Below are 25081 nucleotides of genomic sequence, written 5' to 3'. Positions count from 1 at the left end.
CCGCGACCGGAGGGTCGCGGCTTTTTTGTGTCAGGGAGTTGTTGTTTGGCGGCCTATTCGCGTGTCCGGGGGCGTTCGCTGATGGTGGCGCTCAGGCTCATTTCGTGACCATTGCGAAGAATGCCGAGTTCCACCTTGTCGCCGGGCTTGAAGCGAGCAATATGGTTCAGTGCCGTGCGACTGCCGGTAACCGGCTGGCCATTCATTTGCAGAAGCACGTCACCCGGTTGCAGGCCTGCCTGATGGGCAGGACCGTTGCGGAAAATACCGGCGATAATCAGTCCCGTACGGCCCTCCATATCGAAGGATTCGGCCAGCTGCGGTGTCAGTTCCTGTATCTCGATTCCCAGCCATCCCCGGATAACCCGTCCGTGGCTGATCAGATCCTGCATGACCTGCCGAGTCAGTGTCGACGGGATTGCGAAGCCGATTCCCTGGGAACCGCCGGACCTGGAAAAAATGGCCGTATTGATACCGATCAGGTTTCCACGTGCATCGATCAAGGCACCACCCGAGTTGCCCGGGTTGATGGCGGCATCGGTTTGAATGAAATCCTCATAGGTGCTCAGTCCCAGGCGATTGCGTCCGGTGGCACTGATGATACCCATAGTGACAGTCTGGCCCACGCCGAAAGGATTGCCGATGGCCAGTGCGACATCACCGATACGCAGATCCTCGTTGGCCAGGGTGATGCTGGGCAGGTTGTCCAGCTTGACCTTGAGTACGGCCAGGTCGGTTTCAGGATCCAGTCCGACCACTTCGGCCTGGGCTTCGCGACCATCGCGCAGGGCAACAATGATACTGTCTGCTCCACTGATGACATGGTTGTTGGTAACCACATACCCTTGTTCGTTCAGGATCACGCCCGAGCCCAGGCTGGATTCTATACGTTCGCGTTGTGGCAGTTGCTCGGTATTGAAGAACTTGCGAAAAAAAGGATCGTTCAGCAGGGGACTGACGGGCTGGCGTACCAGCGTGCGGGTATAGATATTGACCACTGCCGGTGCCGCACGGTCGACGGCATCGGCGTAGGAGACCGGGCCGATGTTCTGAATGCCGGGAGTGGCGGCAGCTTCGCGGATTTCCACAGTCGTGACCGGAGGTGTCAATAGCTGTGGATAAAACTGCAGCACGAGAAGGGCGGCCAGAATGCCGGTTACAACAGGCCAGATCAGGTAAGAGACTTTACGCATCGACTTGCTTGCACCTGTAAATCATTTCAGTATGCCTCATTATACGTTTATGGACTTATGTTGAACAACGCGGGAGATTTCATGTCTGTTTCGATCAAACAAGTGGTGGAGTATTGCGACCAATTGCTGGAAGCTGGACGTTTCAGAGATTACTGCCCAAACGGCTTGCAGGTGGAAGGAAGACCGCAGGTACAGCGCGTGGTGACCGGTGTGACCGCCTGCCAGGCGCTGCTGGATGCAGCGCTGGCCTGGGACGCGGATCTGGTACTGGTACACCATGGCTATTTCTGGAAAGGGGAGCCTGCCCCCGTGACCGGTATCAAACGCAAGCGATTGCATACGCTGTTGAGCGCTGACCTGAATATGGTGGCTTATCACCTGCCGCTGGATGCTCATGCAGTACTGGGCAACAATGCGCAACTGGCCCGGCGGTTGGGAATTACGCTGGAGGGGCCGCTGGAGCGGGGGCAGGATCCGGCGGTTGGCAATATCGGTCGATTGTCCGCGCCGTTAACACTGGCAGAGTTTGCTGAACGCGTCGAGCAGGTGCTGGGGCGGACGCCGCAAGTCATTGCCGGTGGCGATCATCACATTGAACGGGTGGCGTTGTGTACGGGAGCTGCCGAACGGATGATTGACCTGGCGCTTGATCAGCGTGCGGATCTGTATCTGAGCGGGGAGATTTCTGAGCCGGTGGTGCATACGGCACGGGAAGCCGGCATTCATTACTGCGGAGCAGGACATCATGCGACTGAACGCTATGGTGTTCAGGCGCTGGGAGAACATCTGGCGGAGCGCTTCGGGCTGGAGCACCGCTTTATCGATATCGACAACCCGGTATGACAGGGCTGTAGGCAGGAAGGCCCACAGCCCTGACGGGGTCAAAAAGACCTGGCTGAATCAGGCCTTTTTGTTCAGTGTTTCGGAAGGGTCGTCTTCGCCGTAAGCAGTGGCGTCACCGGCACCGGCCGGACGTGTGACGGTTTCTTCTTCGTCCTTGCGATCAAATCCGTATTCTTCGGACAGAGTACCGGCTTCGTTCGGTTTCTTCGGTGCGTAGTCACGCGGCGGTTCGGGCTGCTCGCTCTGCGTGGTGTCGACCTCAGCGTTGTCCACGTCACGGGTCTCGCTGCTCAGGCTCGGGCGCAGCTCGTGCTGCAGAGCGGCGGATGCAGGCAGGCCAGGACACAGGTTTTCCGCGCTGCCGGCCAGGTGCTGATGAACCTTGCGGTACTGGTCGGTCAGACCGTTGACCAGTTCGGCTGTTTGTTCAAAATGGTCACTGACCTTGCGCTTGTAGCTTTCCAGTTCGGAGCGGGTGTTGTCCAGTTCATCAATCAACTCCTGGTCCCGGCCGCCACGGTTGCCAGCACGGCCAAGCAGAAAGCCGATCAGGGCACCAATGCCCAGGGCAACCAGAGTTACAATCCAGATATTCGTTTGTTCCACGTATCTATCCTCGATCACATCAATCTGTCCACAGGGGGCATCTTAAAGCAAAGCGGCCCTGAAACCCATGCGGTAGAGCATTATCGTTGGCACGATTTCGTTGTCCATTGTCGTTTGGTCGAGTGAAGAGCTGCGCACCGGCTAACGCTGGCGCTTGTTTTGCAGGTTGATGTGGGCCGGCTGCACGATCAAGGGATCGGGTTCCAGGTCCAGGTCCTCATTGGCCTCGGGGTAGGGCAGTTGGCTGAGGATGTAGCGCATGGCATTGAGGCGTGCGCGCTTTTTGTCATCCGACTTGATGATGGCCCAGGGAGCGTCGGCGGTGTCGGTATGGAAAAACATGGCTTCCTTGGCTTCCGTGTAGGCATCCCAGCGGTCCAGCGACGCCAGATCGATCGGTGACAGCTTCCAGTGTTTGAGCGGGTCGGTTCGACGTGACTGGAAACGCTGGAACTGCTCTTCACGACCGACCTCGAACCAGAGCTTGAACAGGCGAATGCCGCTGCGGACAAACATGCGTTCCAGCTCGGGGGTTTCACGCATGAACTCGAGGTACTCCGATGGTGTGCAGAAGTCCATGACCCGTTCGACACCGGCCCGGTTGTACCAGGAGCGGTCAAACAGAATAATCTCACCGGCAGAGGGTAGATGCTTGATATAGCGTTGAAAATACCACTGGGCCCGCTCGAGTTCGGTGGGTTTCTCCAATGCGATCACCCGCGCCCCTCGAGGGTTCAAGTGCTCCATGAAGCGTTTGATGGTACCGCCCTTGCCGGCGGCATCGCGGCCTTCGAAAATGATCAGAATCTTTTGGCCTGACTCGCGGACCCAGCGTTGTACCTTGAGCAGTTCGATCTGCAACAGGCGCTTTTCGTCTTCATACACGTCGCGCTTGAGCTTCTTGTCGTAAGGGTAGGGGGCGTCCGGGGCGGTATCAGTGTTGTTCATTTGGCAGAATCCTGTGGGCTGAGTGCCCGTATTGCATGTAAAAGAGAGTGGTTGGCCGGGACATCGATATTCAGGCGTTCGGCTTCCCTGCACAGGTAACCGGTGATCTGTTCGATTTCGCTGCGACGCCCGTGACGGATGTCCTGCAACATGGAAGAAAAGTTATCGCAGGTAGCCTGAGCGACGGCGTTGGCTCGTACGGCCAGTGATTCGGGAAACAGTTCGATGCCGTTAGCTGTTGCCACCTGTTCGACTTCACGGCAGACATGCTGCATCAGTTCGGTGCGCGCAGGGTCTTCCTGCAGTTCGCCGTTGCGGCAGTCGTACAGGGCTGTTAATGGGTTGATGGCGCAATTGATGGCGAGTTTGCGCCACAAGTGTGGTCGTATTTCGGTGCAGGGATGTAAGGGGATGTCCAGCTGCTCCCAGCCCGCAGGTAGCAGGGATGTTTCGGCTGTCAAGGGACCGATGTGGGTGTCGCCCAGACTGACGCAGTGCACTTGGTGGCGCTGTTCCAGCCAAGCCGCGGCAGTTGTCGTGGCGGCCCAGAGAGTATGCGTATACTGCCGTTCCAGCAGTTGCTGTTGTTGCCCCATGCCGTTCTGCAGCAGTACCAGCTCGGTTCCGGCTCGCAAGCGAGGCTGTAGGGCTTCGATGGCACTCAGGGTATCATAGGCCTTGGTTGCGACCAGCAGGTGTTCGATCGGCGTGTCGGCATCCGGGGTTTCCAGCAGGCAGGGAACGTGCTGCCAATGCCCGCTTCTATTGATTTCCAGCCCGCAGTCACTGGGCCAGTGGTCAAGAGTGGTACGGTTGCGCACAATCAGGCTGACGCTGTGGCCCGCCCGGGTCAAAAAGTCGGCCCAGAGGCTGCCGATGGCACCTGCACCAAGGATATGCCAATGCATGGAGGCTCCGTCGCAAATACTGTGATCTTATCCCTGTTGTGGCAGGGAATGAAACCGATATTAACAGGAGAGGTACCATGCCTTCATTCGACGTCGTATCCGAGCTGGATATGCACGAAGTCAGTAATGCAGTCGATCAGGCGAATCGGGAGCTGCAAAGCCGCTATGATTTCAAGGGGGTCAAAGCTTCGTTCGAGCAGGACGGGGAAAGTATCACGCTGGAAGCCGAGGCGGACTTTCAGTTGCAGCAAATGCTGGAGATGCTGAAGGCGAAACTGGTCAGCCGCAAGATCGATATTAAGTGTATGGAAGTCAAGGATGCGGATATCGGCGGTGTACGAGCCAAGCAAAGCGTGTTGTTGCGTCAGGGCCTGGATCAGGCGATGTGTAAAAAGGTTGGCAAGGCTATCAAGGATGCCAAGCTGAAGGTACAGACCCAGATTCAGGGTGACAAGGTTCGCGTGACGGGCAAAAAGCGGGATGACTTGCAGCAGGCGATTGCGCTGCTGCGCGAGGCCGATATCGAACTGCCTTTGCAGTACAACAACTTCCGCGATTGATGAGCCGCGGGCGCTGCCCGAACCGGGAGCGCCCGGGACGGTTTCAGTCCTGGCAGCAGAGCAGAAACAGTTCCCGTGCCAGCGCCTGCTGTTCGCTTTCGCTGGGGCGGCGAAAATCTTCGGCCATCAGCCCGCCCTTGTTCAGCAGGCGGTGTAACTGGGCGCCCTGCCATTCCAATAGCGTCATGCCACTGTTTTTGTCGCTGATGCTAAGCTTCGGGTTGGGGCGTTCCAGCCAAGCGTTGATTTGAAAGGTCATGCGAGTCCCTCCTACACGATGATTTGACCAGACTATAGCGGGCCTGCATGACTCTGTAAATGATAATGGTTATTATTTATATATTTATTAGGGGGCGTTTTTTTCCCCGAGGGCGTTGAAGCGGTCCCGCAGCATCCATAGCATGATCAGCGAAGGCAGTACCATCAGCGCGGTCACGACAAAGAAACGTTCCCAGCTACCCAGCCAGTCCACCGTATAACCGCTCAATCCGGCCAGAGAGGTTCGACTCAGGTTGCCCAACGAAGCCAGCAGCGCATACTGGGTGGCGCTAAAGGCGCGTCCGGTCAACATGGTCAGGAAGGACACAAAGGCAACAGTGGAAAAGGCGGTGGTGAAATTGTCGATGACCAGGGTCAGCAGCAGTAGCCACTCGACAGGGCCGGCAACAGCGATGATGGCAAACATCAGATTGCTGGCCGCCATGGCGCTACCACCCAGCAGCAGGCCTTTGACGACGCCAAAACGGGTGTTGAATGCACTGCCGAGCAGGGTAAAGCTGACCGTCAGAAACCAGCCGAACAGTTTGGTATATTCGCCAATCTGCTCGTTACTGAAGCCGACCTCCTTGTAGAACACGACCGACATGCGGCCAAGGAAGGCTTCGCCAATCTTGAACAGGAAAATGAAAGACATCAGCATCAGCGCAACCTTGATGCCGTTTTTGCGAAAAAACTCGGCAAAGGGCTCAATCACGGTTACGGCAAGCCAGGTCAGCCAGTGCCTGCTGTGCAGTTTTTCGCTGTATCGATGTTCCGCCGTGTCCTGCAGTTGCTCCCGTGCCGTGCGGGGTTCGCGCACCAGCAGCGTGAACACCATCAACAGCAGTATAACGCCGGCCATGAGCAGGTAGATATTGCTCCAGCCCAGGCTGTCGGCCTGAGAAAAGGCCAAGTAGCCGGGCCAGGAGTAACCGGTCCACCAGCCGATAATGGCAATGGCAGCAGCGGGAGGAAGGGAAGCTTTCTCATGTGGAGCAAACTGGTCGATACGGAAAGCATCTACCGCGATATCCTGAGTGGCGGAGCTGGCCGCGATCCCGAAGGCGAAGAGTCCGGCCATTAACAGGTGAGAGCCGGGGTTGACCGTTGCCAGCAGCAGCGTAAACACCAGCATCATCATTTGTGTGGCCAGAATCCAGCTGCGTCTTTGGCCCAGGCGGCCCAATAACGGCAAGTGCACACGGTCGACCAGGGGAGCCCAAAGGAAATTGATGGCATATACCGTGGCGACACTGCCCAGAAGACCGACTTCGGCACGGGCGATACCGGCATCGGTCAGCCAGCCGCTGAGAATACTGCCGGTCAGCAGGAAGGGAAAGCCACTGGAACAGCCCATGAGAAAAATCCACAGTAGGCGGATATCCCGGTAGTGGGCGAAGGTTTCCTTCCAGGCATGAGGCATTGTCGGCACGTCCCTACAGGTGAAAAGGCGGCCAGTATATCAAAGCGAACCGACCGTCTGCTGAATTGCATCGAGCACACGGCAGTCGCTGCAGGGGCACGACTGCCGTGCAAATCAAAACTAGATGCGCAGGGCGCCATCCACTTCGATGCAGCGACCGTTGACGTAGTCGTTTTCAAAGATGAACGAGACGGTTTTGGCGATCTCTTCCGGTTTGCCCAGGCGCTTGGCGGGGATACCGGCCGCAATCTTCTCGCGCGCCTCTTCTTTCATGCTCATGACCATCTCGGTCCCGATGTAACCGGGGGCAATGGATGCGGCACGAATACCGTAACGGGCCAGTTCCTTGGACCAGGTGACGGCCATGGCCTGAACGCCGGCCTTGGTCGCCGTGTAGTTGGTCTGCCCCATGTTGCCGGAGCGTGAAACGGATGAAATGTTGATGATGCAGCCCTCGGAGCCGGTTTCGATCATTTTGGCAGCGGCTTCGCGAGCGCAGAGGAAAGTACCGGTCAGGTTAACGCTGATGACCTGATTCCACTGCTCCATCGACATTTTACTGATGACCTGGCCATCTTTTGCTTTCAGGAACAGGCCGTCACGGGTGATGCCGGCATTGTTGACCAGCCCGTTGATGGTGCTGAAATCACGGGTGATATCGGAGAACAGTTGCTCAACCTCGGCTTCTTCGGCGACGTTGGTGATGTAGGTACGTGCCTCTACACCCAGCTCCATGCACAGGCCTGCTGTTTCATCCAGATCTTCCTGGTTCAGATCGACCAGCGCCAGCTTGGCACCCTTGCCGGCCAGCTCGAGCGCCATGGCACGGCCCAAGCCGCGACCACCACCGGTTACCACGATGACTTTATCTTTGAGTTCCATTGAGAGTTACCTCGGCTAAGTAGGATTTTTCTTATTGTGCAGTGCAATATGCTGCATCGCAACAATTTATTTTGACTCCGGATAAAAGTCCATACTTGTCGCAATCTTTTCACTTTATAGGTATAAAATCGATCCTCCCGCAGATGCGTTAAAAGTGTTATTAAATATTTACTTCATTGATATATATGCACTTTTATGGTTTTTGACGGTGTTGCATGAATTGACTTGGTTGAACCGATTAAAAGTGGAAGAATCCAATATGGAGAATCCATGTACATCAAGCCGAGAAAATTTATGCGCTTTCTGTTTCTGTTGTTCATCATTGTTCCGATTATTGAAATCACCGTCTTGATTCAAGTAGGGCAGGCAATAGGTGCCTGGTATACCGTAGGTCTGGTGCTGCTGTCGGCATTTATCGGTGTCAATATGCTGCGGCATCAGGGGCTGTCCACGCTGGCTCGCGCCCAGCAGCGGATGGGGCAGGGCGAGGTACCCGGTCAGGAAATGGTTGAAGGTATCGTGCTGGCCGTTGGGGGCGCCCTGCTGGTAACGCCGGGGTTCGTAACCGACGTGGTCGGGTTCAGCTGTCTGGTCCCGGCCGTGCGCCGTGGTGTTGTGAAAGCTTTGCTGGGCCGTTTCACGCTGGTGGCTGCCAGCCACAGCAGCACCCATGCCTTCCATCAGGAGTACCGTTCAGTGGATGCCCGACATGATGTTCCACGGCGCGACGGTGACGTAATTGACGGCGAATTCGAACGCCGTGACTAAGAAAAACCCTCCTTGCTATTGAAAACCGGCCCTAAGCCCCCACCATCCTTCTTACAGCGGTGGTGGGACTGCAAAAAAAAATCAGATCGGGGATTGAAAACCCGTTGTAGTCCCCCCATCTAAGATGCAAACCGATTTCGGATGCTTCGGTGTCCGCATTCATAACAACATCGCACTGGATCCTAGCTATCAGGAGAACAACCAGATGAATATTCGTCCACTTCACGACCGTGTTGTAGTTCGTCGCAGCGAAGAAGAAACCACTACAGCCGGCGGTATTGTTCTGCCGGGTTCTGCAGCTGAAAAGCCCAACCGTGGCGAAGTCGTGGCAGTCGGCCCGGGTCGTACTCTGAACAACGGTGATGTTCAGGCACTGTCCGTCAGCGTGGGTGATAAGGTCCTCTTCGGCCAGTATGCCGGTTCCAACACCGTCAAAATCGACGGCGACGAACTGCTGATCATGCAGGAAAGTGAAATCTACGGCGTCCTGGAAGACTGATTAATCAGCTTCGCGTCGCATTAATCGTTAACTTTTTAACTCGATTTATTTCGATACTGATTACAGGACTAGCAAAAAATGGCTGCTAAAGACGTACGTTTTGGTGATGATGCTCGTCAGCGCATGCTGCAGGGCGTAAATACCCTGGCTGATGCTGTTAAAACCACGCTGGGTCCGAAAGGCCGTAATGTGGTACTGGACAAGGCTTTTGGTGCTCCGACCGTAACCAAGGACGGTGTATCCGTTGCCAAGGAAATTGAACTGAAAGACAAGTTCGAAAACATGGGTGCACAGATGGTCAAGGAAGTTGCTTCCAAGGCCAACGACGTGGCCGGTGATGGCACCACGACTGCAACAGTTCTGGCTCAGGCGATCGTTAACGAAGGCCTGAAGTCCGTTGCGGCCGGCATGAACCCGATGGATCTGAAGCGCGGTATCGACAAGGCTGCTGCTGCCGTTGTTACACAGCTGGCCGAAATGTCCGTTCCCTGTGAAGACTCCAAGGCGATCGCTCAGGTTGGCACCATCTCTGCCAACTCTGACGTAGCGGTTGGCAACATCATCGCTGAAGCGATGGAAAAGGTCGGTAAAGACGGCGTTATCACTGTTGAAGAAGGTTCCGGCTTCGACAACGAACTGGATGTGGTAGAAGGCATGCAGTTCGATCGCGGCTACCTGTCTCCGTACTTCATCAATAACCAGGACAGCATGACCTGCGAGCTGGAAGACCCGTTCATCCTGTTGGTCGACAAGAAGATCTCCAACATCCGTGAATTGCTGCCGGCACTGGAGCAGGTTGCCAAGGCATCCCGCCCGTTGCTTATCATCGCTGAAGACGTTGAAGGCGAAGCCCTGGCGACTCTGGTGGTGAACAACATGCGCGGTATCGTCAAAGTATCTGCCGTGAAGGCGCCGGGCTTCGGTGACCGTCGCAAGGCGATGCTGCAGGATATCGCCATCATCAGCGGTGGTCAGGTAATCTCCGAAGAGATCGGCCTGAGCCTGGATACCGTGACGCTGGAACAGCTGGGTACTGCCAAGCGCGTTAACATCACCAAGGAAAACACCGTGATTGTTGACGGTGCCGGTGCTAAGGCTGATATCGATGGTCGCGTACAGCAGATCCGTGCCCAGATCGAAGAAACCTCTTCCGACTACGACCGCGAAAAGCTGCAGGAACGTGTTGCCAAGCTGGCGGGCGGTGTTGCCGTGATCAAGATCGGTGCTGCGACCGAAGTCGAAATGAAAGAGAAGAAAGCCCGCGTTGATGATGCTCTGCATGCCACTCGCGCGGCTGTTGAAGAAGGTGTAGTACCGGGTGGTGGTGTTGCCCTGATCCGCGCACTGACCAATGTTGAAGGCCTGGAAGGTGATAACCACGACCAGACTATCGGTATCCAGCTGGCGCTGCGCGCCATGGAAGCGCCGCTGCGTCAGATCGTCGGTAACGCCGGTGGCGAAGGCTCCGTGGTTGTGAACAAGGTGCGTGCCGGTGAAGGTGCATTCGGCTTCAATGCCGGTACCGAAGAGTACGGCGACATGATGGAAATGGGTATTATCGACCCGGCCAAGGTAACCCGTTCTGCACTGCAGGCGGCGGCTTCCATCGCTGGCCTGATGATCACCACCGAAGCCATGATCGCTGACCACCCGGATGAAAATGCTGGTGCTGGCATGCCGGATATGGGCGGCATGGGCGGTATGGGCGGCATGGGCGGCATGATGTGATGCGACGTCCGCACGTCTGATTGATACCAAGCCCCGCGGTTGCGGGGCTTTTTCGTTTTTGGCAAACCTGCTAGGGTTTAGCATTTGTTGGTCACTAAAGATTGAATCCTGATGAGTGAACGCAAGGAACCGGGACTGGACCCGGCGGGGCTTGAGTCCCTGGTTGTTGATACAGATACACGGCCTGGTGATCGTATGCCGCAGCGAGGTAATGAAGCTGGCAGGAGCGGTGGCAACCTGCTGGTGACGACTCTGCTGCTGTTACTGGCTGCAGGCGGTGGCTATCTGGGCTTTGCCCAGGTAGAGCAACAGGAGCGCCTGAACGGGTTACAGAGCGATCTGGCCCAGGCGCAGGCACGGGTGGAAACGCTGGAAGGTCTGCTGGAAGTGACCAGTGACAGCGCTGAGCAGTCCGGGCAAACCTTGCTGCAGCGTCAGCAGGAGATGGATGCTCGAGCCAAGGAGCGTTTTACCCACTTCGATGCTGAGATTGCCAAACTCTGGACGATCGCCTATCAGCGCAACAAGCCTCAGCTGGAACAGCAGGTGGAGCAGCTGAAGAAACTGTCGGATCGGATGCAGGAAGCCGAAACAGCATTGGCCGGGGTACGTCAGGATGCAGATAAGGCTGCTGATGCCCTGGCTCAGGTCGGCACCCTCAAGGCCGAGCAGCAAGCGCAGGGCAAAGCTTTGCAGGCACGACTGGCGGCTGCCGAAAAACAGTTGGGTACTCTGGAGCAGGGGCTGCAGCGCGAAAGCGAAGGACGACTCAAGGTTCAAAAACAGCTGACTGAGCAGTTGGCCGGCGTTTCCGGCGGGTCGGATGCCACCGCAGCGTTGGCGCAGCGGATTCGACAGAACGAGCAGGCGATAGCGGCGATCGACGGAACACGGCGTCAGCTGAGTCAGGACCTGCTGCGTATTCGGCAGCAGTTGAACAACCTGCAATTGCGTGTAGAGCAGGGCTAATCTCTCCGGGAGACAACTTCATGATCAAGGTTTATGGTAGCGTGTTTTCGCGTGCCGGCATGGTAATGCTGGCGCTGGAAGAACTGGGGCTGGAGTACGATTCAGTGGATATGCTGCCGCGCAGCGAGCAGAGCCAATCCGAAGAATACCGGGCACTGAACCCAACCGGCAAGATACCAACTCTGGTTGACGGTGATCTGGTACTGTTCGAGACACAGGCGATTCTCTACTATCTGGCACGTCAGTATGGCGAGGGGCGTCTCTGGGCTGAAACTCCGGCGGGAGAGGCCGACATCCTGCGTTGGTCGCTGTATATCAGTAACCAGATGGAAGTCCCGGCACTGGATATGCTGATCCAGTTCAAGTTCAGTGACGGCCATCCGGATCAGGGTGTGCTGGATCGCGCAAGTGTCGAGCTGAATCGTTTCATGCCCTTGCTGGAACAGCAGTTGCAGGGACGAGAATGGATCAGTGGCGATCATTTCACCATTGCGGATATTCACGGAGCGATGGTCCTGAGCTGGCCCAAATTGGCCGGGTTTGATTATTCCGGTTATCCGGAAGTGCATCGCTGGATCAAGGCCGTGCTTTCACATCCGGCGCAGAAGCGCTTGATGGCCAAGGCTAAAGGATGAGATGCATGCCTGCTGTCTGACAGCAGGTTCCCGTTATGAAAAAAATCAGAACTTTTTTTGCGCTGCCGATACCGGAGCGAATCGCACGTCGTCTGTCGGACTGTGCCGATACCCTGTGCGGGTATGACCGAGGATTGGATGCCCAGTGGGTTGATTCATCGAATTATCACCTGACCCTCTGTTTTCTGGGCAATGTTACGCTGGAGCAGGTGACGGAGCTGGAACAGCTGACACGAGAGGCACTGGCGAAACAGTCCAGCTTTACCGTGCCGCTCAATCACTTGGGGTATTACAAGGTCAACCCCAAGCTGGGTGTGTTGGCGGCGCTGACCGGAGATCATGAGGCGCTTAATATCCTGCATGACTGTATGGTCAATATCGCCAAAAAAGCCGGAATTCGTTATGATGAGCGCGACTTCAAACCTCATGTCACCTTGGCGCGCCTGCCGGCCAGTAACTGCTTTGAAGTGCCTGAAAGTTGGCCCGAGCCTGGGCTGACCACACTGGCAGACTCGGTGGTGCTGTTTCAGAGTCGGTCGGGGAAACATGGTTCCATTTATACGCCCCTGTTTGAAGTTCACTTGCCTGCCTGAGATATTCGGTTTAGTGCCCTTTAATTTCAATACGTTACAGAGCTTATGCGAACACCAGAACTGCTGTCCCCGGCCGGGACGCTGAAAAACATGAAATATGCCTTCGCCTACGGGGCGGATGCGGTCTACGCGGGTCAGCCGCGTTACAGCCTGCGGGTACGCAACAACGATTTTACCCACGACAACCTGGCCGAAGGCATTCGGATAGCGCACGAACTGGGCAAGAAGTTTTTTGTGGCCAGTAATATCCTGCCGCATAATGCCAAGCTTAAAACGTATATGAAGGATCTGGACCCGGTGATCGCCATGGGGCCGGATGCCCTGATCATGTCCGATCCCGGTCTGATCATGATGGTCAAGGACAAGTATCCGGACCTGCCGATTCACCTGTCGGTACAGTCCAATACCATGAACTGGGCATCGGTGAAATTCTGGCACCGGGCCGGTATCGAGCGCATCATATTGTCGCGGGAGCTGTCGCTGGACGAGGTCGCCGAGATTCGTCAGCAGTGCCCCGAGATCGAGCTGGAGGTGTTTGTACATGGTTCCTTGTGCATCGCCTATTCCGGGCGCTGCCTGCTGTCCGGCTATATAAACCATCGCGATCCCAATCAGGGAACCTGTACCAACGCTTGTCGCTGGAAATACGACGCCCATGAGGCGCAGGAAGACGAGTCCGGTGATGTCGTGCCGGTGCAGTCGTTTGACCCGGCTGACGGAACGAACGGCGAGCAACCTGCCTTGGGCGAAGGCCGGCCCAGCGACAAGATCTTTCTGTTGCAGGAAGAGACGCGCCCGGGTGAATACATGCCGGCGTTCGAGGATGAGCATGGCACCTATATTATGAATTCCAAGGATCTGCGTGCCATTCAGCATGTGCATAAACTGGCCGAGATGGGTGTGGATTCGTTGAAGATCGAAGGTCGTACCAAGTCACATTACTATGTGGCCCGTACGGCTCAGGCTTACCGGCAGGCTATTGATGATGCGGTAGCGGGCAAGCCGTTTGACATGGGGCTGATGGATACGCTGGAGAACCTGGCCAATCGCGGCTATACCGAAGGCTTTTATCGTCGTCATGTGCATGATGAGTATCAGAATTATCAGACCGGCAGCTCTGTTGGCGTACATCAGCAGTTTGTGGGTGAAATCGTTGGTCATGACGTGCAAAAAGGGTTCATTGACATCGAAGTGAAAAACCGTTTCGAGCTGGGTGATACGCTTGAGCTAATGACTCCTGCCGGGAACAGACGATTCAAGTTACAGGAAATGCTGAACAAAAAGGGGCAGGCTGCGGAGGTTGCGCCAGGTTCCGGTCATCGGGTCAGTATTCCGGTGGATTTCGACACTGACATGACCTACGCATTGTTGATGCGAGATCTGCCCAACGCGCCGGAGCGAGGGTAGGATTGTTGCTGCACTCAAGAGGGAGCCTGGCTCCCTTTTTTTATGTCTAGTGGAGTCGTACAGGATGGATGCCGTCAAAACGCCATCATCGCCCGATTTGGGCAAATATGCCTTTGCCCGTGCCCTGCGCCCGTTTTCATTTCCGGTGGCGCTGGTGACCTGTCTGGTCGGGTTGATTCTTGGGGGGCTACAGGGCTCCGTCAATATCGCCGAAGCGCTGCTGGTGCTGGTAGGCGGCGTGCTGCTGCAGGCCGGGGTCAATCTGATTAATGACCATGCGGATATCGCTCAATTGCGCAGACAGCCTGACAGTATGCGGCTGATCGCGGCGGTGCAGCTCAATTTTCGTGCCGGATTGCTCTGTTTCCTGCTGGCGGCCGCAATCGGCTTTCATTTCGTGCTCCAGCAGGGAGCCGGGTTTTTGTGGCTCTGTGTGCTGGGACTGGCCGGAGCGCTTGGATATACCGTTAGTCCGGTCAATTACAAAAGCCGCGGACTGGGCGTCGTGCTGGTGTTCTGGCTGATGGGCGTGTTGATGATCGCAGGCAGTGCCGTGGCGGTGGGGGGGGCACTGACATTTGCACTGCTGTTGCAAACAGTTCCGGTCAGTGTGCTGGTGTCGCTGCTGTTGTTGAGCAATGAATTGAGAGATTACGAAAGCGATGCTCAGGAAGGTCTGAAAACGTTGACTGTACGCCTGGGCTATGCGCGGGGAGTAAGTCTTTACTTTGCTTTGCTGGCGTTTGCGTATGGATTGTTGCCGGTGTTGCTGTGGCTGGGTTTGCTGCCGGGGGCCTTATGGGTCCTGCCCAGTCTGCTGATGGCATTCAAGCCGGTTCGCTTGCTGAGGGCGCCTGCCGAGCGAAGAGCGCCGTTGACACCGGCGACTGCACGCCTGTTGCTGGTATTCGGACTGTTGTATTGCGTGGCCCTGTTGGCCCCCCGGGCATTGCCGCTCTAATACCAATACCTGAGAAGTTGCGGTGCCAAATTAATGTATAATGCGGCACCAGATCCTGTCAGCGGTCGGCTGTGCTCCATGCGAGCCAGTCCGGGCGCCGTGAACCCAAACCAAGCCAGATTGGAGAGTCGTCAATGAGCGTTATTCGCCAGGATGATTTCATCAACAGCGTTGCTGATGCGCTGCAGTTCATTTCCTACTACCACCCGATCGACTTTGTGCAGGGTGTGCATGAAGCCTATCTGAAAGAGGAAAACCCGGCGGCGAAAGACGCCATGGCGCAGATCCTGATCAACTCCCGTATGTGTGCCGAAGGCCAGCGTCCGATCTGTCAGGATACCGGTATAGTGACCGTGTTCCTGAAAGTCGGTATGAATGTTCAGTGGGATGCCAAAATGTCCGTGACCGATATGGTCAACGAAGGTGTGCGCCGTGCGTACATGAACCCGGACAACGTACTGCGCGCCTCCATTCTGGCAGACCCGGCCGGCAAGCGTCAGAACACCAAAGACAACACTCCGGCGGTGATCCACTATGAAATCGTCGAAGGCGATGAAGTGGAAGTGCACGTCGCCGCCAAAGGCGGTGGTTCCGAGAACAAATCCAAGATGGCGATGCTCAACCCGTCCGACAGCATTGTCGACTGGATCGTTAAAACCGTACCGACCATGGGGGCCGGCTGGTGTCCGCCGGGCATGCTGGGTATCGGTATCGGCGGTACCGCCGAGAAGGCCGCTGTCATGGCGAAAGAGTCTCTGATGGACCCGATCGACATCCACGAACTGCGCGAGCGCGGCCCGAAAAACCGTGTTGAAGAACTGCGTCTGGAAATCATGGATGCGGTCAACGCACTGGGTATCGGCGCTCAGGGTCTGGGCGGTCTGACCACTATCCTCGACGTCAAGATCATGGATTACCCGACTCACGCCGCGTCCTTGCCGGTGTGCATGATCCCGAACTGTGCCGCGACTCGTCACACGCACTTCACCCTGAACGGCAACGGCCCGGCCGTATTGACGCCGCCGAGCCTGGATGACTGGCCGGAAGTGACCTTCGAAGTGGGTGCCAACACCCGTCGCGTCAATCTGGACGAGATCACCCCGGAAGCGGTGAAAGAGTGGAAAGTCGGCGAAACCATCCTGCTCAACGGCAAGATGCTGACCGGTCGCGATGCTGCCCACAAGAAAATGGTGGAGATGCTGAACAACGGTGAAGAGCTGCCGGTGGACCTTAAAGGCCGCTTTATCTACTACGTAGGGCCGGTTGATCCGGTCCGTGACGAAGTGATGGGGCCGGCCGGTCCGACGACGGCGACCCGTATGGACAAGTTCACCCGTCAGATCCTGGAAAGCACCGGCCTGCTGGGCATGATCGGCAAGTCCGAGCGCGGTCCGGTGGCAATCGAAGCGATCAAGGACAGCGAAGCGGTCTACCTGATGGCGGTCGGCGGCGCGGCCTACCTGGTGTCCAAGGCGATCACGGACGCTAAGGTGCTGGCATTCCCGGAAATGGGCATGGAAGCGATCTACGAGTTCGAAGTGAAGGACATGCCGGTCACCGTGGCTGTTGATACTTCAGGTGAGTCTGTTCACACCACCGGTCCGGCCAAGTGGAAGGATATCATCGCGCACAAGGCTGTTTGATGCGGCGATGAACTGATACCTGGGCGGGCTGATGTCCTGCCCATCGGTCGCTTGAAAAACCCGATACTCGGCTGAGTACCGGGTTTTTTTGTGTTTGCGCATATGATTTCCAGTGTTCTAAATAATACGAATCATTCCCATTAGTGTAGGATGCAAGCCTGATCGCATGCTCATCCACCTGTCCTGGGGAGAAATCGTGATGCCGGTGTCCGCAAACGGTATTCAAGAGAGTCATCAATTGCTGATTGAGCGGTGTGCCCGGGTAATGCCGGGGCTCAGCGTGGAGGCTGGGGAGCCGGAAGACAGCATGCTGGTTGCCGGCAGGCGTAATCACTCGCTGCTCGATAATCTGGTGAGCAGTTTGCAGAGGCAGTACCCCGAGGCCGGGCGGCACTATTGGGGAGCCAGAGCCTGGGGGCTCAGCATCTGGCAGCCGGTGCTGCTTACGATTCTGGTAACAGAAACCCTGCAGCAGCGGGTGAACCTGGTTCACCTGGGGCAATGTGTTACGCAAAATTCCATTATCGGGATGCGTCTGGGGGCTCGGTTACTGTCGGCGGAGCAGGCATGTCGTCGGCAGGCGGCGGAGCATCTGCGTATGGTTTGTGACGAAGCGCTTGCCGAGTTGGGGCAGGTTATCAAGGTGAACCGGGTGTTGGCACAGCGCCTGTTGGGGGATCGCATAGTGTCCACTCTACTGCGTGTCCGCCCGCTGCTGGGTAATCGCAGTCATACGAGTGTACATCGGCTGGGGCTTGAATGGCTGGATGCTGCGGGCCTTGCCGGGGCAAGTGCATTGGGAGTGTTTGAGCTGCCCCATGGCGGGACTGAGTTGATGCTTGATCGCAAGGGTTGTTGCCAACACTATCGGCGTGCCGGTGGTGAGCCTTGCAAGACCTGTCCACGGCAACCCAGACACATTCGGGTAGAGCGTCTGCGAGCGGCGTGGCAAATGGGCGCGTAGCGACAGGCAGCGTGTCGAATCGTTCCGAGGATTTGCATGTGTTTCTGATATAAGGAATAATGCAAATCGTTATCATTTATTTAAACGGGTTGTTCATGGACCGGATACTCTTAAAAGCGGCCGTGCTGTCTGTACCGCTGCTTATGCCGTCTGTCGCGCTGTCCAGCACGCTGGAAAACAACCAGCAAGCACTGGAGCAGGCGCACAAACAGGGGGCTCAGGTACAACGCAATATCGATCGGCTGGATCAGCAAACACGCGATAATTATGCCGCCTACACCGCAGACCTGCGGCAGGCCGAATTGATGGAAGCGTATAACCAACAGCTGTCTCGTATGGTTGAAGATCAGGCGCGTGAGCTGGCTGATATCGAAGAACAGCTGGTGACGTTGGCTGAAACCGAGCAGGCAACCTTGCCACTGCTGGTGCGCATGCAGGACATGCTGGAGCAGTTTGTTGCCAATGATCTGCCGTTCCTGACCGAAGAGCGCGAGCAGCGGGTGGCACGCCTGGCCCGACTGATGGACCGTGCCGATATAAGTCTGGCGGAAAAATATCGCCAGATTCTGGAAGCCTATCAAATTGAAGCCGAATACGGGCGGACTTTGGAAGCCTGGACCGGTTCCCTGACACAGGGAGAGGTCAGTCGTGAAGTGACATTCCTGCGACTGGGGCGTGTGGCGTTGTATTACCAGACACTGGATGGTGAAGAGAGCGGGCGCTGGAACCGCGCCGGTGCGGATTGGGAAACGCTGGATGCCGAGTATGACTGGCCCATTCGCAAGGGGATCAGTATGGCACGTCAGCAGTCGGTTCCCGAGCTGCTTGAACTGCCGGTGGAATTGACAGGAGCAGCCTCATGAAAGGTGTCATGCGTTCAATAGCAGTCCTGATGCTGGTGCTGTGTGGATCGGTGCAGGCAAATGAATTACAGCAGCTGTTGCAGCAGGTCCGTTCGGAGATCGCCGAGGATAAGCGGGCTGATGGGGCACGTTTGGCTGAATTCCGTTCCGATCATGCCCGTCAACAGGCACTGCTGGCTGAGGCCAGGGCACGTTTGGCTGCAGCCGAAGCACGTCAGGCTGAACTCAAGGCTGCATTTCAGACCAATGAAGACGCACTGACCGAGCGAGGCGAGGCGTTGCGGATGCGCAGTGGTCAACTGGGTGAAGTCTTTGGGGTTGTCAAGCAGCAGGCGCAGGAGCTGCATGGTCTGGTTAACGATTCCATGATCACGGCCCAGTATCCTGATCGTGCCGAGCTGTTGGCGTTTGCTGACCGCAAGCGTATTCCGGCGCTTAGTGAGCTGGAAGGGCTCTGGTTCTTGCTGCAGCAGGAGATGACGGCGACCGGTGAAGTCGTGCGTTTTACGGCACCGGTGGTTCAGGCCAGTGGTGAGCGCCAGCAAGCGGAGGTGCTGCGTGTCGGGCCCTTTACGGCCTTGAGCGATCAGGGTCTCTACCTGAATTACGTTGAAGGTAACCTGCAGGTATTGCCGGTGCAACCGGATCGATCTGTACAGGCGCAGGCTTTTTCCTTTGTGCAGGGGCAGGATGAGAGCCTGGTCGTTGATCCCAGCCGCGGCAATCTGCTGGCGCTGCTGGCACAAACGCCCAATCTGCAGGAACGTATCGCCCAGGGCGGGCTGGTCGGCTACATCATCTTGGGGCTGGGCGGAATCGGTCTGCTGGTGGCTTTGTGGAAGCTGCTGACAACCTTGAAAACGGAGCTGAGTGTTCGCAACCAGCTGCGTAACCCGGAGCAGGGGCGCAGCGATAACCCGCTGGGTCGTATTATGACGGCTGGGCAAGCCGGTCGTACCACCGACGAAACCGAACTGCGTGTGGATGAGGCGCTGCTCAAGGAAGCGCCGCTGCTGGAGCGTGGTTTGACGCTGCTCAAACTGATTGCGGCTGTGGCGCCTCTGCTCGGGTTGCTGGGTACGGTAACCGGCATGATCGGGACTTTCCAGAGCATCACACTGTTTGGTACCGGTGATCCCAAACTGATGGCGGGGGGGATTTCTCAGGCTCTGATGACAACCGTATTGGGACTGTGTGTCGCCATTCCATTGTTGTTCTGCCATAGCCTGCTGGCGGCTCGCAGTCGCCGTCTGCTGCAGCTGTTGCAGCAAAAGGGGCTGGCGCTGCTGGCCGTTCAGCGTGAACAGCTCAGTGATGCGGAAGAGGCGCGCCATGCTGCCTGATATGGCCCAGTACGAAGCGGCCCTGGCAGGGTTCTTCAACGCAGGTGGTCCCGTGCTCTGGGCGTTGCTGCTGGTGAGTCTGGTGCTGTGGACGCTGTTGCTGGAGCGTCTCTGGTTTCGCTGGGTCGATTTCCCGCGCCGCATACGTCGTTACCGTGGCTTGCCGCCGGGCGGTGGTCGGGGGCTGGATCGTGCGGATCTATTGTTGGATCTGCAGGCGGCGCTGCCGTTGATTCGGACACTGATCGCGCTTTGCCCACTGATTGGCCTGCTGGGTACCGTCACCGGAATGATCCACCTGTTCGACACCCTGGCCCTGAACGGCACCGGCAACCCGCGCCTGATGGCAGCGGGTGTGGCACGCGCTACGCTGCCGACGCTGGCCGGAATGGTGATGGCGGTGAGCGGGCTGTTGATATGGAACCGTCTGGCCCGCTGGAGTCAGTTGCAAAGAACACGCTTGGATATCACAGGAGCCAGAGGATGAGGCAGAGACTCAACCTGGACATGATGGAAAATGATGCCGAGATCGACATGACGCCGATGCTCGATATTGTGTTCATCATGTTGATATTTTTCATTGTATCCACCAGCTTCGTGCGTGAAGCCGGTGTTGAAATAGAGCGCCCGATTTCCTCTACCGCCGAGGTGAAGGAGAGTCAGGGAGTGATGTTGGCGATTACCGCTACCGACGAGGTATGGCTTGATCGACAACCTGTAGACGTGCGCATGATTCGTCCAACGCTGGAGCGACTCAAGGTCGAGCAGCCGGATCTGGGGGTCATGATTCAGGCTGACAAGGATGCCAAGACGGGACTGTTGGTCGAAGTCATGGATCAGGTCAAACTGTCGGGCGTTGAACAGGTGGCCGTGGCAACACGTGAGGGGGCGGGCTGATGCGCGCCATCTTTTTTGTGCCCGGATCGCTGTTGGTGAGTGTGCTGCTGTTTCTGCTGATGGCACACCTGGCGGGCATCGGCCGTGCCGCAGCGCCAGAACCCAGTGAGTACACGGCGATTAACCTGCATCGCCTGAAGCTGGATTCCGAGGTACAGGTGCGTGAACGCGAATCCCTGCCGCCACCGGACATTATGCCGCAGCAGCCGCCCACGCCTACTCCGCCGGATATGTCTCAGCCGGTGGCAGTTAATGTGCCTTCAACCCCGTTGAACATACAGACGCCGCGAGTCGAGGTGGGTATCAAGGTCAATGCGGCGGTGGATCTTTCCGGGGTGTCGGCGGAGGTTGCACCGGCACCGGCTGCGGTAAAAGGGATTGCCGTTAATCTCAATGCCAGCCCTGTATCCAGGATGAACCCTCAGTATCCGCGCCGTGCGCAAATGCGCCGGATTGAGGGGTATGTGGTGGCAGAATTCACGGTTGATGCCAAGGGGCGTGTCGTACCGGACTCGTTCAAAATTGTCGAAGCGTCCCCGCAGGGGGTATTTGAACGTACGGTGGAGCGTGCCTTGACGCGTTGGCGCTTCAATCCGCTGATGGAGAATGGTGTGGCTGTTCCCTTCCGCACTCGTCAGCGCCTGGAGTTCAAGTTGGAGTAGTGCGAATGAAACGGATGATACGATGGCTGCCCTTATGGTTGTTGTTGAGCACCGCTGCCGGGGCTGAAAGTCTGACCCTGCCACCGGGTGTGTTGGTGCAGCTTAATGCGGCGCAAAAAGCGATGGCCGAGGAAAACTATCCACAGGCCGATAAGGTGCTGAAGGCTCTGTCGGGCAAGGAGTTGAGTGCGCCGGCCAAGGCCTATGTACTGCAGTTTCGTGGCAACCTGGCGCTGGTGCGTCAGCAGGAAAAAACGGCATTGAAACATTTCTCCGCAGCGTATGCACTGGATGCGCTGCCGGCGGTGGATCAGCGTCGTGTATTGCACACGGTTGCCCAGTTGCAGCTGTCGCAGGAGCAGTGGCGCGCTGGTGTTAATTCCATGTCGGCCTGGATAGGGCAGGTGAGGGCAAAGGGAACCAAAGCCGAACGCGTGCGTGCCGAAGATTACCTGATGCTGGCCCAGGGGTATTCGCAGCTGGAGCAGTGGGCGCAGGTGATTGCGCCGGTCAAAACAGCCATTCGCATGAAAGGGCGGGCGCCTGAAGACTGGTACAAGTTGCAGCTGGCCGCCCATTTTGAACTCAAACAGTGGAAAGGCGCGACAGCCGTGCTGGAATTGTTGGTGAACCGTTATCCACAACGGGCCAGCTACTGGGAGCAGTTGGCCAGCGTGTATCAGATTCGCGACCGCCATGCGGATGCCCTGTCGACGCTCAGAGCTGCCTGGCTGGCCGGGAAGTTCAAGCAGGAGCGGCAGTATATCTGGTTGTCCCAGCTGTTCCTGCAACAGGGGCTACCGCAGCGTGCGGCCGAACTGCTGCAGGAGTCCATGGCGGCGAAAAAAGTCAGGCGCACACTCAAGCATGAGCGCCTGCTGGCACAAACCCAGCTGCAGGCGAAAATGTATGATGCCGGTCGTGGCACGCTGGAGCGGATAGCGCAGCGCAAGCCGGATTACTCGACCTGGCGCCAGTTGGCGTACCTGGATATGCAGTTGCGGCACTGGGACGCCATGAAACGCAGTATTGATCAGGCTGTGGCGTTTAAGCCGGATGCTGCGGAACTGTACCTGCTGGGGGGAATCGCCGATATCAATCGCTCCCATTATGAACAGGCGCGCTCCAGTTTCGTCAAGGCGAGCCGACATGATGCCACGCGAGCTCAGGCGCAGAACTGGCTGAACTACCTTGATCAGGTACGGGGCAGCAGCAGCTGACAGGGGAAAAGCCGCGCTGAATATGGCAGGATACGCTCGTGTCCAATCAGGTGTAGAACATGAGTAATTCAACCTATGCGCGCTCGGGTCGATTACCACAACAGCAGTGGTCGACCCGATTTTCTTTCATTTTGGCCGCTGCCGGTGCTTCGGTCGGCCTGGGCAATATCTGGAAGTTCCCATACGTTGCCGGTGAAAACGGCGGTGGTGCCTTCATACTGGTCTATCTGGCCTGTATTGCACTGCTGGGGGTACCCATGCTCATGGCCGAGGTGCTGATCGGCCGTCGCGGGCAGCAGAATCCGGTGAATTCCATGGCGACACTGGCACGGGAAGCCGGTGCCAGCCCGGCCTGGAAAAACGTCGGTCGACTGGGGGTCATGACGGGATTCCTGTTGCTGAGTTTCTATGTGGTGGTGGCCGGGTGGGCGTTGGCGTATATGCCCTTGACGGCGACCGGCGCTTTTACCGGAGTAGAACCCCCCCGCATTGGCCAAATGTTTGAACAGCATCTGCAGCAGCCTCTGGCGTTGATTGGCTGGAGTACGCTGGTATTGGTGCTGACATTGGGCATTGTCGGGCGTGGTGTGCGCCAGGGGCTGGAAAAGGCGGCCAACTGGTTGATGCCGTTGCTGTTTCTGTTTTTGCTGATACTGGCCGTGTATGCCGGCAGCATTGGTCATTTCGGAGCGGCGGTTGAATTCATGTTCCGGCCTGACTTTGACAAGCTCAGTGCCTCTGGTGTGCTGATCGCGCTGGGCCATGCATTTTTCACGCTCAGTATTGGTGGTGGCGCGATGATGATTTATGGCTCCTATCTGTCGCCGCAGGTCTCCATTGCCCGCACCTCCATTCTGGTCGCCGTATTGGATACGGCGGCGGCGCTGCTGGCGGGGCTGGCCATTTTTCCCATTGTGTTCGCCTATGGGCTGGAGCCGGGGAATGGCCCCGGGCTGATCTTCGTGACATTGCCGATCGCGTTTGGGCAGATGCCGATGGGTACCGTATTTGGCACCCTGTTCTTCCTGATGCTGTCAGTGGCGGCGCTGACATCGGCCTTCTCGTTGATTGAACCGGCCATTGCCTGGTTGACCGAAAAGCGGGGAATGTCCCGTTTCAAGGCCAGTGTATTGGGCGGTAGCGGTATCTGGGTGTTGAGCCTGGGAACGGTTTTTTCGTTCAATATCGGCGCTGACTGGACGCTGGCCGGCAAAACCTTCTTTGAAGCACTGGACTATCTGATTTCTGGCTGGATGTTGCCGTTGGGTGGCCTGTTGATGGCGCTGTTCACGGCCTGGGTCATGAAGCCTGAGGTTACCGCGCTCGAACTGGGCGGCGACAGTGCAGGGTATCGCCTTTGGCTGGGCTTAATCCGTTTTTTGGTACCGGCCATCATCATGCTTATCTTCCTGCAGGCGATCGGTCTGATCAGCCTGTAATGCATGGGGCCGGGGGTTCCCGGCCTCCTGTTTTCTGCCCGAAGCGGCGGTCTTTCTTCTTTTCCTGATGCTCCCTGATCGAACAAACGGCGTGATTGGCAATCAATCGATACATTATGCGAATCATTATCATTCATTGAATGTTAGTGAGAATTGTTCTATCCTTCGCGCTTTACATGTTCGGGACCGGGATTGATGCGAGATATACCCTCACAAGCGGCTCCTCTGGAGGAGACGACAGAAGTGCCGACGACGTCTGTCCGGCTCAGGGCTGTCTGGATGCGTCGATTGTTGACCTGGCACTGGATCAGCTCGGCGTTTGCCCTGTTTGGCATGCTCCTGTTTGCTGTGACCGGAATCACGTTGAATCATGCGGGACAAATTGCGGCTGAAGCTCGGGTGACAACCGTGCAGGAAACTCTGCCGGAAGCGTTGATGGAGCCCCTGTTACAGGCACAGAGGGACGCCGCCGAATTGCCGTTGTCGGTCGGTGACTGGTTGCTGAATCAGCAGGGTGTGAAATTGCCGGCCGGACAGCCGGAATGGTCCGAATACGAGGTCTATCTTTCCCTGCCTCGCCCCGGTGGTGATGCCTGGCTCAGCATCGATCTTGAAACTGCCGAGTTGCTCTATGAATCCACGGACCGTGGCTGGATTGCGTACTTGAACGATCTGCACAAGGGGCGCAATGCCGGACAGGCCTGGAGTTTGTTTATCGATTTTTTTGCGCTGGTATGCGTGGTGTTCAGCCTGACCGGGCTGGCCGTGCTGTGGCTGCATGCACGTGAGCGTGCAGCGGTCTGGCCGGTTACGGGTCTTGGAGTGCTGGTCCCGGTGCTGCTGGCCGTTTTGCTGGTGCATTAAGGAGT

General features: G+C 57.0%; 27 protein-coding genes. 20 read left to right on the top strand and 7 right to left on the bottom strand.

Annotated elements, in window-relative coordinates:
• Positions 1–53 precede the first annotated feature (53 nt).
• Positions 54–1193 (bottom strand): Do family serine endopeptidase, encoded by a 1140-nt coding sequence (locus H1S06_RS12125; RefSeq protein WP_181740555.1) that lies wholly within the window; start codon positions 1191–1193, stop codon positions 54–56.
• An 81-nt stretch (positions 1194–1274) separates the two neighbouring features.
• Here H1S06_RS12125 and H1S06_RS12120 point away from each other — a divergent pair, with 81 nt between their 5' ends.
• Entirely contained in the window at positions 1275–2036 is a 762-nt protein-coding gene (locus H1S06_RS12120) for a Nif3-like dinuclear metal center hexameric protein (RefSeq protein WP_181740553.1), read from the top strand.
• Between the two features lie 57 nt (positions 2037–2093).
• Here the strand turns inward: H1S06_RS12120 and H1S06_RS12115 are convergent, their stop codons facing one another.
• The 3 genes from H1S06_RS12115 to H1S06_RS12105 all read right to left on the bottom strand — a co-directional run bounded on the left by H1S06_RS12115 (position 2094) and on the right by H1S06_RS12105 (position 4498).
• Positions 2094–2642, bottom strand: a complete 549-nt coding sequence (locus H1S06_RS12115; protein ID WP_181740551.1) for a YhcB family protein — start codon at positions 2640–2642, stop codon at positions 2094–2096.
• 141 nt (positions 2643–2783) lie between these two features.
• Positions 2784–3590 (bottom strand): polyphosphate kinase 2, encoded by an 807-nt coding sequence (gene ppk2 / locus H1S06_RS12110; protein ID WP_181740548.1) that lies wholly within the window; start codon positions 3588–3590, stop codon positions 2784–2786.
• Positions 3587–4498 carry a ketopantoate reductase family protein gene (locus tag H1S06_RS12105; protein ID WP_181740546.1) on the bottom strand — a complete coding sequence of 304 codons (912 nt, stop codon included), beginning with the start codon at positions 4496–4498 and terminating at the stop codon, positions 3587–3589. The genes ppk2 and H1S06_RS12105 overlap by 4 nt, the downstream gene beginning before the upstream one ends.
• Positions 4499–4575: 77 nt before the next feature.
• Between H1S06_RS12105 and H1S06_RS12100 the strand changes: the two genes are divergently transcribed.
• Positions 4576–5058 carry a YajQ family cyclic di-GMP-binding protein gene (locus H1S06_RS12100; protein WP_181740544.1) on the top strand — a complete coding sequence of 161 codons (483 nt, stop codon included), beginning with the start codon at positions 4576–4578 and terminating at the stop codon, positions 5056–5058.
• Positions 5059–5101: 43 nt separating this feature from the next.
• Here H1S06_RS12100 and H1S06_RS12095 read toward each other — a convergent pair whose 3' ends face one another.
• The 3 genes from H1S06_RS12095 to H1S06_RS12085 all read right to left on the bottom strand — a co-directional run bounded on the left by H1S06_RS12095 (position 5102) and on the right by H1S06_RS12085 (position 7621).
• Positions 5102–5317, bottom strand: a complete 216-nt coding sequence (locus tag H1S06_RS12095; RefSeq protein ID WP_181740542.1) for a PA4570 family protein — start codon at positions 5315–5317, stop codon at positions 5102–5104.
• 87 nt (positions 5318–5404) lie between these two features.
• Positions 5405–6739, bottom strand: coding sequence for an AmpG family muropeptide MFS transporter (locus H1S06_RS12090; RefSeq protein WP_181740540.1), 1335 nt, complete (start codon positions 6737–6739; stop codon positions 5405–5407).
• Positions 6740–6859: 120 nt separating this feature from the next.
• Positions 6860–7621: an SDR family oxidoreductase gene (locus H1S06_RS12085; RefSeq protein ID WP_181740538.1), complete on the bottom strand. Its 762-nt coding sequence runs from the start codon at positions 7619–7621 to the stop codon at positions 6860–6862.
• Positions 7622–7915: 294 nt separating this feature from the next.
• Between H1S06_RS12085 and H1S06_RS12080 the strand changes: the two genes are divergently transcribed.
• From H1S06_RS12080 to H1S06_RS11995, 18 genes are all read left to right on the top strand, one after another.
• Positions 7916–8389, top strand: a complete 474-nt coding sequence (locus H1S06_RS12080) for an FxsA family protein (protein ID WP_181740930.1) — start codon at positions 7916–7918, stop codon at positions 8387–8389.
• Between the two features lie 205 nt (positions 8390–8594).
• On the top strand, positions 8595–8888 hold the full coding sequence (locus tag H1S06_RS12075) for a co-chaperone GroES (RefSeq protein ID WP_181740536.1): 294 nt from the start codon (positions 8595–8597) through the stop codon (positions 8886–8888).
• Positions 8889–8966: 78 nt separating this feature from the next.
• Complete coding sequence (gene groL / locus H1S06_RS12070; RefSeq protein ID WP_181740534.1) at positions 8967–10616, top strand: chaperonin GroEL; 1650 nt, start codon at positions 8967–8969, stop codon at positions 10614–10616.
• Positions 10617–10727: 111 nt separating this feature from the next.
• Entirely contained in the window at positions 10728–11585 is an 858-nt protein-coding gene (locus tag H1S06_RS12065) for a hypothetical protein (protein WP_181740532.1), read from the top strand.
• A 20-nt stretch (positions 11586–11605) separates the two neighbouring features.
• Complete coding sequence (locus tag H1S06_RS12060; protein WP_181740530.1) at positions 11606–12220, top strand: glutathione S-transferase family protein; 615 nt, start codon at positions 11606–11608, stop codon at positions 12218–12220.
• A 35-nt stretch (positions 12221–12255) separates the two neighbouring features.
• Positions 12256–12813 carry an RNA 2',3'-cyclic phosphodiesterase gene (gene thpR, locus H1S06_RS12055; RefSeq protein ID WP_181740528.1) on the top strand — a complete coding sequence of 186 codons (558 nt, stop codon included), beginning with the start codon at positions 12256–12258 and terminating at the stop codon, positions 12811–12813.
• Positions 12814–12858: 45 nt separating this feature from the next.
• Entirely contained in the window at positions 12859–14220 is a 1362-nt protein-coding gene (trhP, locus tag H1S06_RS12050) for a prephenate-dependent tRNA uridine(34) hydroxylase TrhP (protein WP_181740526.1), read from the top strand.
• Between the two features lie 64 nt (positions 14221–14284).
• On the top strand, positions 14285–15181 hold the full coding sequence (locus H1S06_RS12045) for a prenyltransferase (RefSeq protein WP_181740524.1): 897 nt from the start codon (positions 14285–14287) through the stop codon (positions 15179–15181).
• Positions 15182–15315: 134 nt separating this feature from the next.
• Positions 15316–16824, top strand: a complete 1509-nt coding sequence (locus H1S06_RS12040) for a fumarate hydratase (RefSeq protein WP_181740522.1) — start codon at positions 15316–15318, stop codon at positions 16822–16824.
• Between the two features lie 166 nt (positions 16825–16990).
• Positions 16991–17788, top strand: coding sequence for a siderophore ferric iron reductase (locus H1S06_RS12035; protein ID WP_181740520.1), 798 nt, complete (start codon positions 16991–16993; stop codon positions 17786–17788).
• A 95-nt stretch (positions 17789–17883) separates the two neighbouring features.
• On the top strand, positions 17884–18651 hold the full coding sequence (locus tag H1S06_RS12030; protein ID WP_181740518.1) for a DUF3450 domain-containing protein: 768 nt from the start codon (positions 17884–17886) through the stop codon (positions 18649–18651).
• Positions 18648–19994 (top strand): MotA/TolQ/ExbB proton channel family protein, encoded by a 1347-nt coding sequence (locus tag H1S06_RS12025; RefSeq protein WP_181740516.1) that lies wholly within the window; start codon positions 18648–18650, stop codon positions 19992–19994. Before H1S06_RS12030 ends, H1S06_RS12025 begins: the two co-directional genes overlap by 4 nt.
• A complete protein-coding gene (locus tag H1S06_RS12020; RefSeq protein WP_181740514.1) occupies positions 19984–20481 on the top strand; it encodes a MotA/TolQ/ExbB proton channel family protein in 498 nt (165 codons plus the stop codon). Before H1S06_RS12025 ends, H1S06_RS12020 begins: the two co-directional genes overlap by 11 nt.
• Positions 20478–20891 (top strand): ExbD/TolR family protein, encoded by a 414-nt coding sequence (locus H1S06_RS12015; protein ID WP_181740512.1) that lies wholly within the window; start codon positions 20478–20480, stop codon positions 20889–20891. The genes H1S06_RS12020 and H1S06_RS12015 overlap by 4 nt, the downstream gene beginning before the upstream one ends.
• A complete protein-coding gene (locus tag H1S06_RS12010) occupies positions 20891–21553 on the top strand; it encodes an energy transducer TonB (protein WP_181740509.1) in 663 nt (220 codons plus the stop codon). The genes H1S06_RS12015 and H1S06_RS12010 overlap by 1 nt, the downstream gene beginning before the upstream one ends.
• Positions 21554–21558: 5 nt before the next feature.
• The gene (locus tag H1S06_RS12005; protein ID WP_181740507.1) at positions 21559–22773 is read left to right on the top strand and encodes a tetratricopeptide repeat protein; all 1215 of its coding nucleotides are present in this window, start codon (positions 21559–21561) and stop codon (positions 22771–22773) included.
• A gap of 59 nt (positions 22774–22832) precedes the next feature.
• Complete coding sequence (locus H1S06_RS12000; protein WP_181740505.1) at positions 22833–24212, top strand: sodium-dependent transporter; 1380 nt, start codon at positions 22833–22835, stop codon at positions 24210–24212.
• Between the two features lie 195 nt (positions 24213–24407).
• The gene (locus H1S06_RS11995; protein ID WP_181740503.1) at positions 24408–25076 is read left to right on the top strand and encodes a PepSY-associated TM helix domain-containing protein; all 669 of its coding nucleotides are present in this window, start codon (positions 24408–24410) and stop codon (positions 25074–25076) included.
• Positions 25077–25081 lie beyond the last annotated feature (5 nt).

The organism is Marinobacterium marinum, from assembly GCF_013868415.1.
In the GTDB taxonomy this organism is placed as follows: domain Bacteria; phylum Pseudomonadota; class Gammaproteobacteria; order Pseudomonadales; family Balneatricaceae; genus Marinobacterium; species Marinobacterium marinum.
Note: the sequence above shows the minus strand (reverse complement) of the source record. Positions and strands in the feature narration are given on the sequence as shown.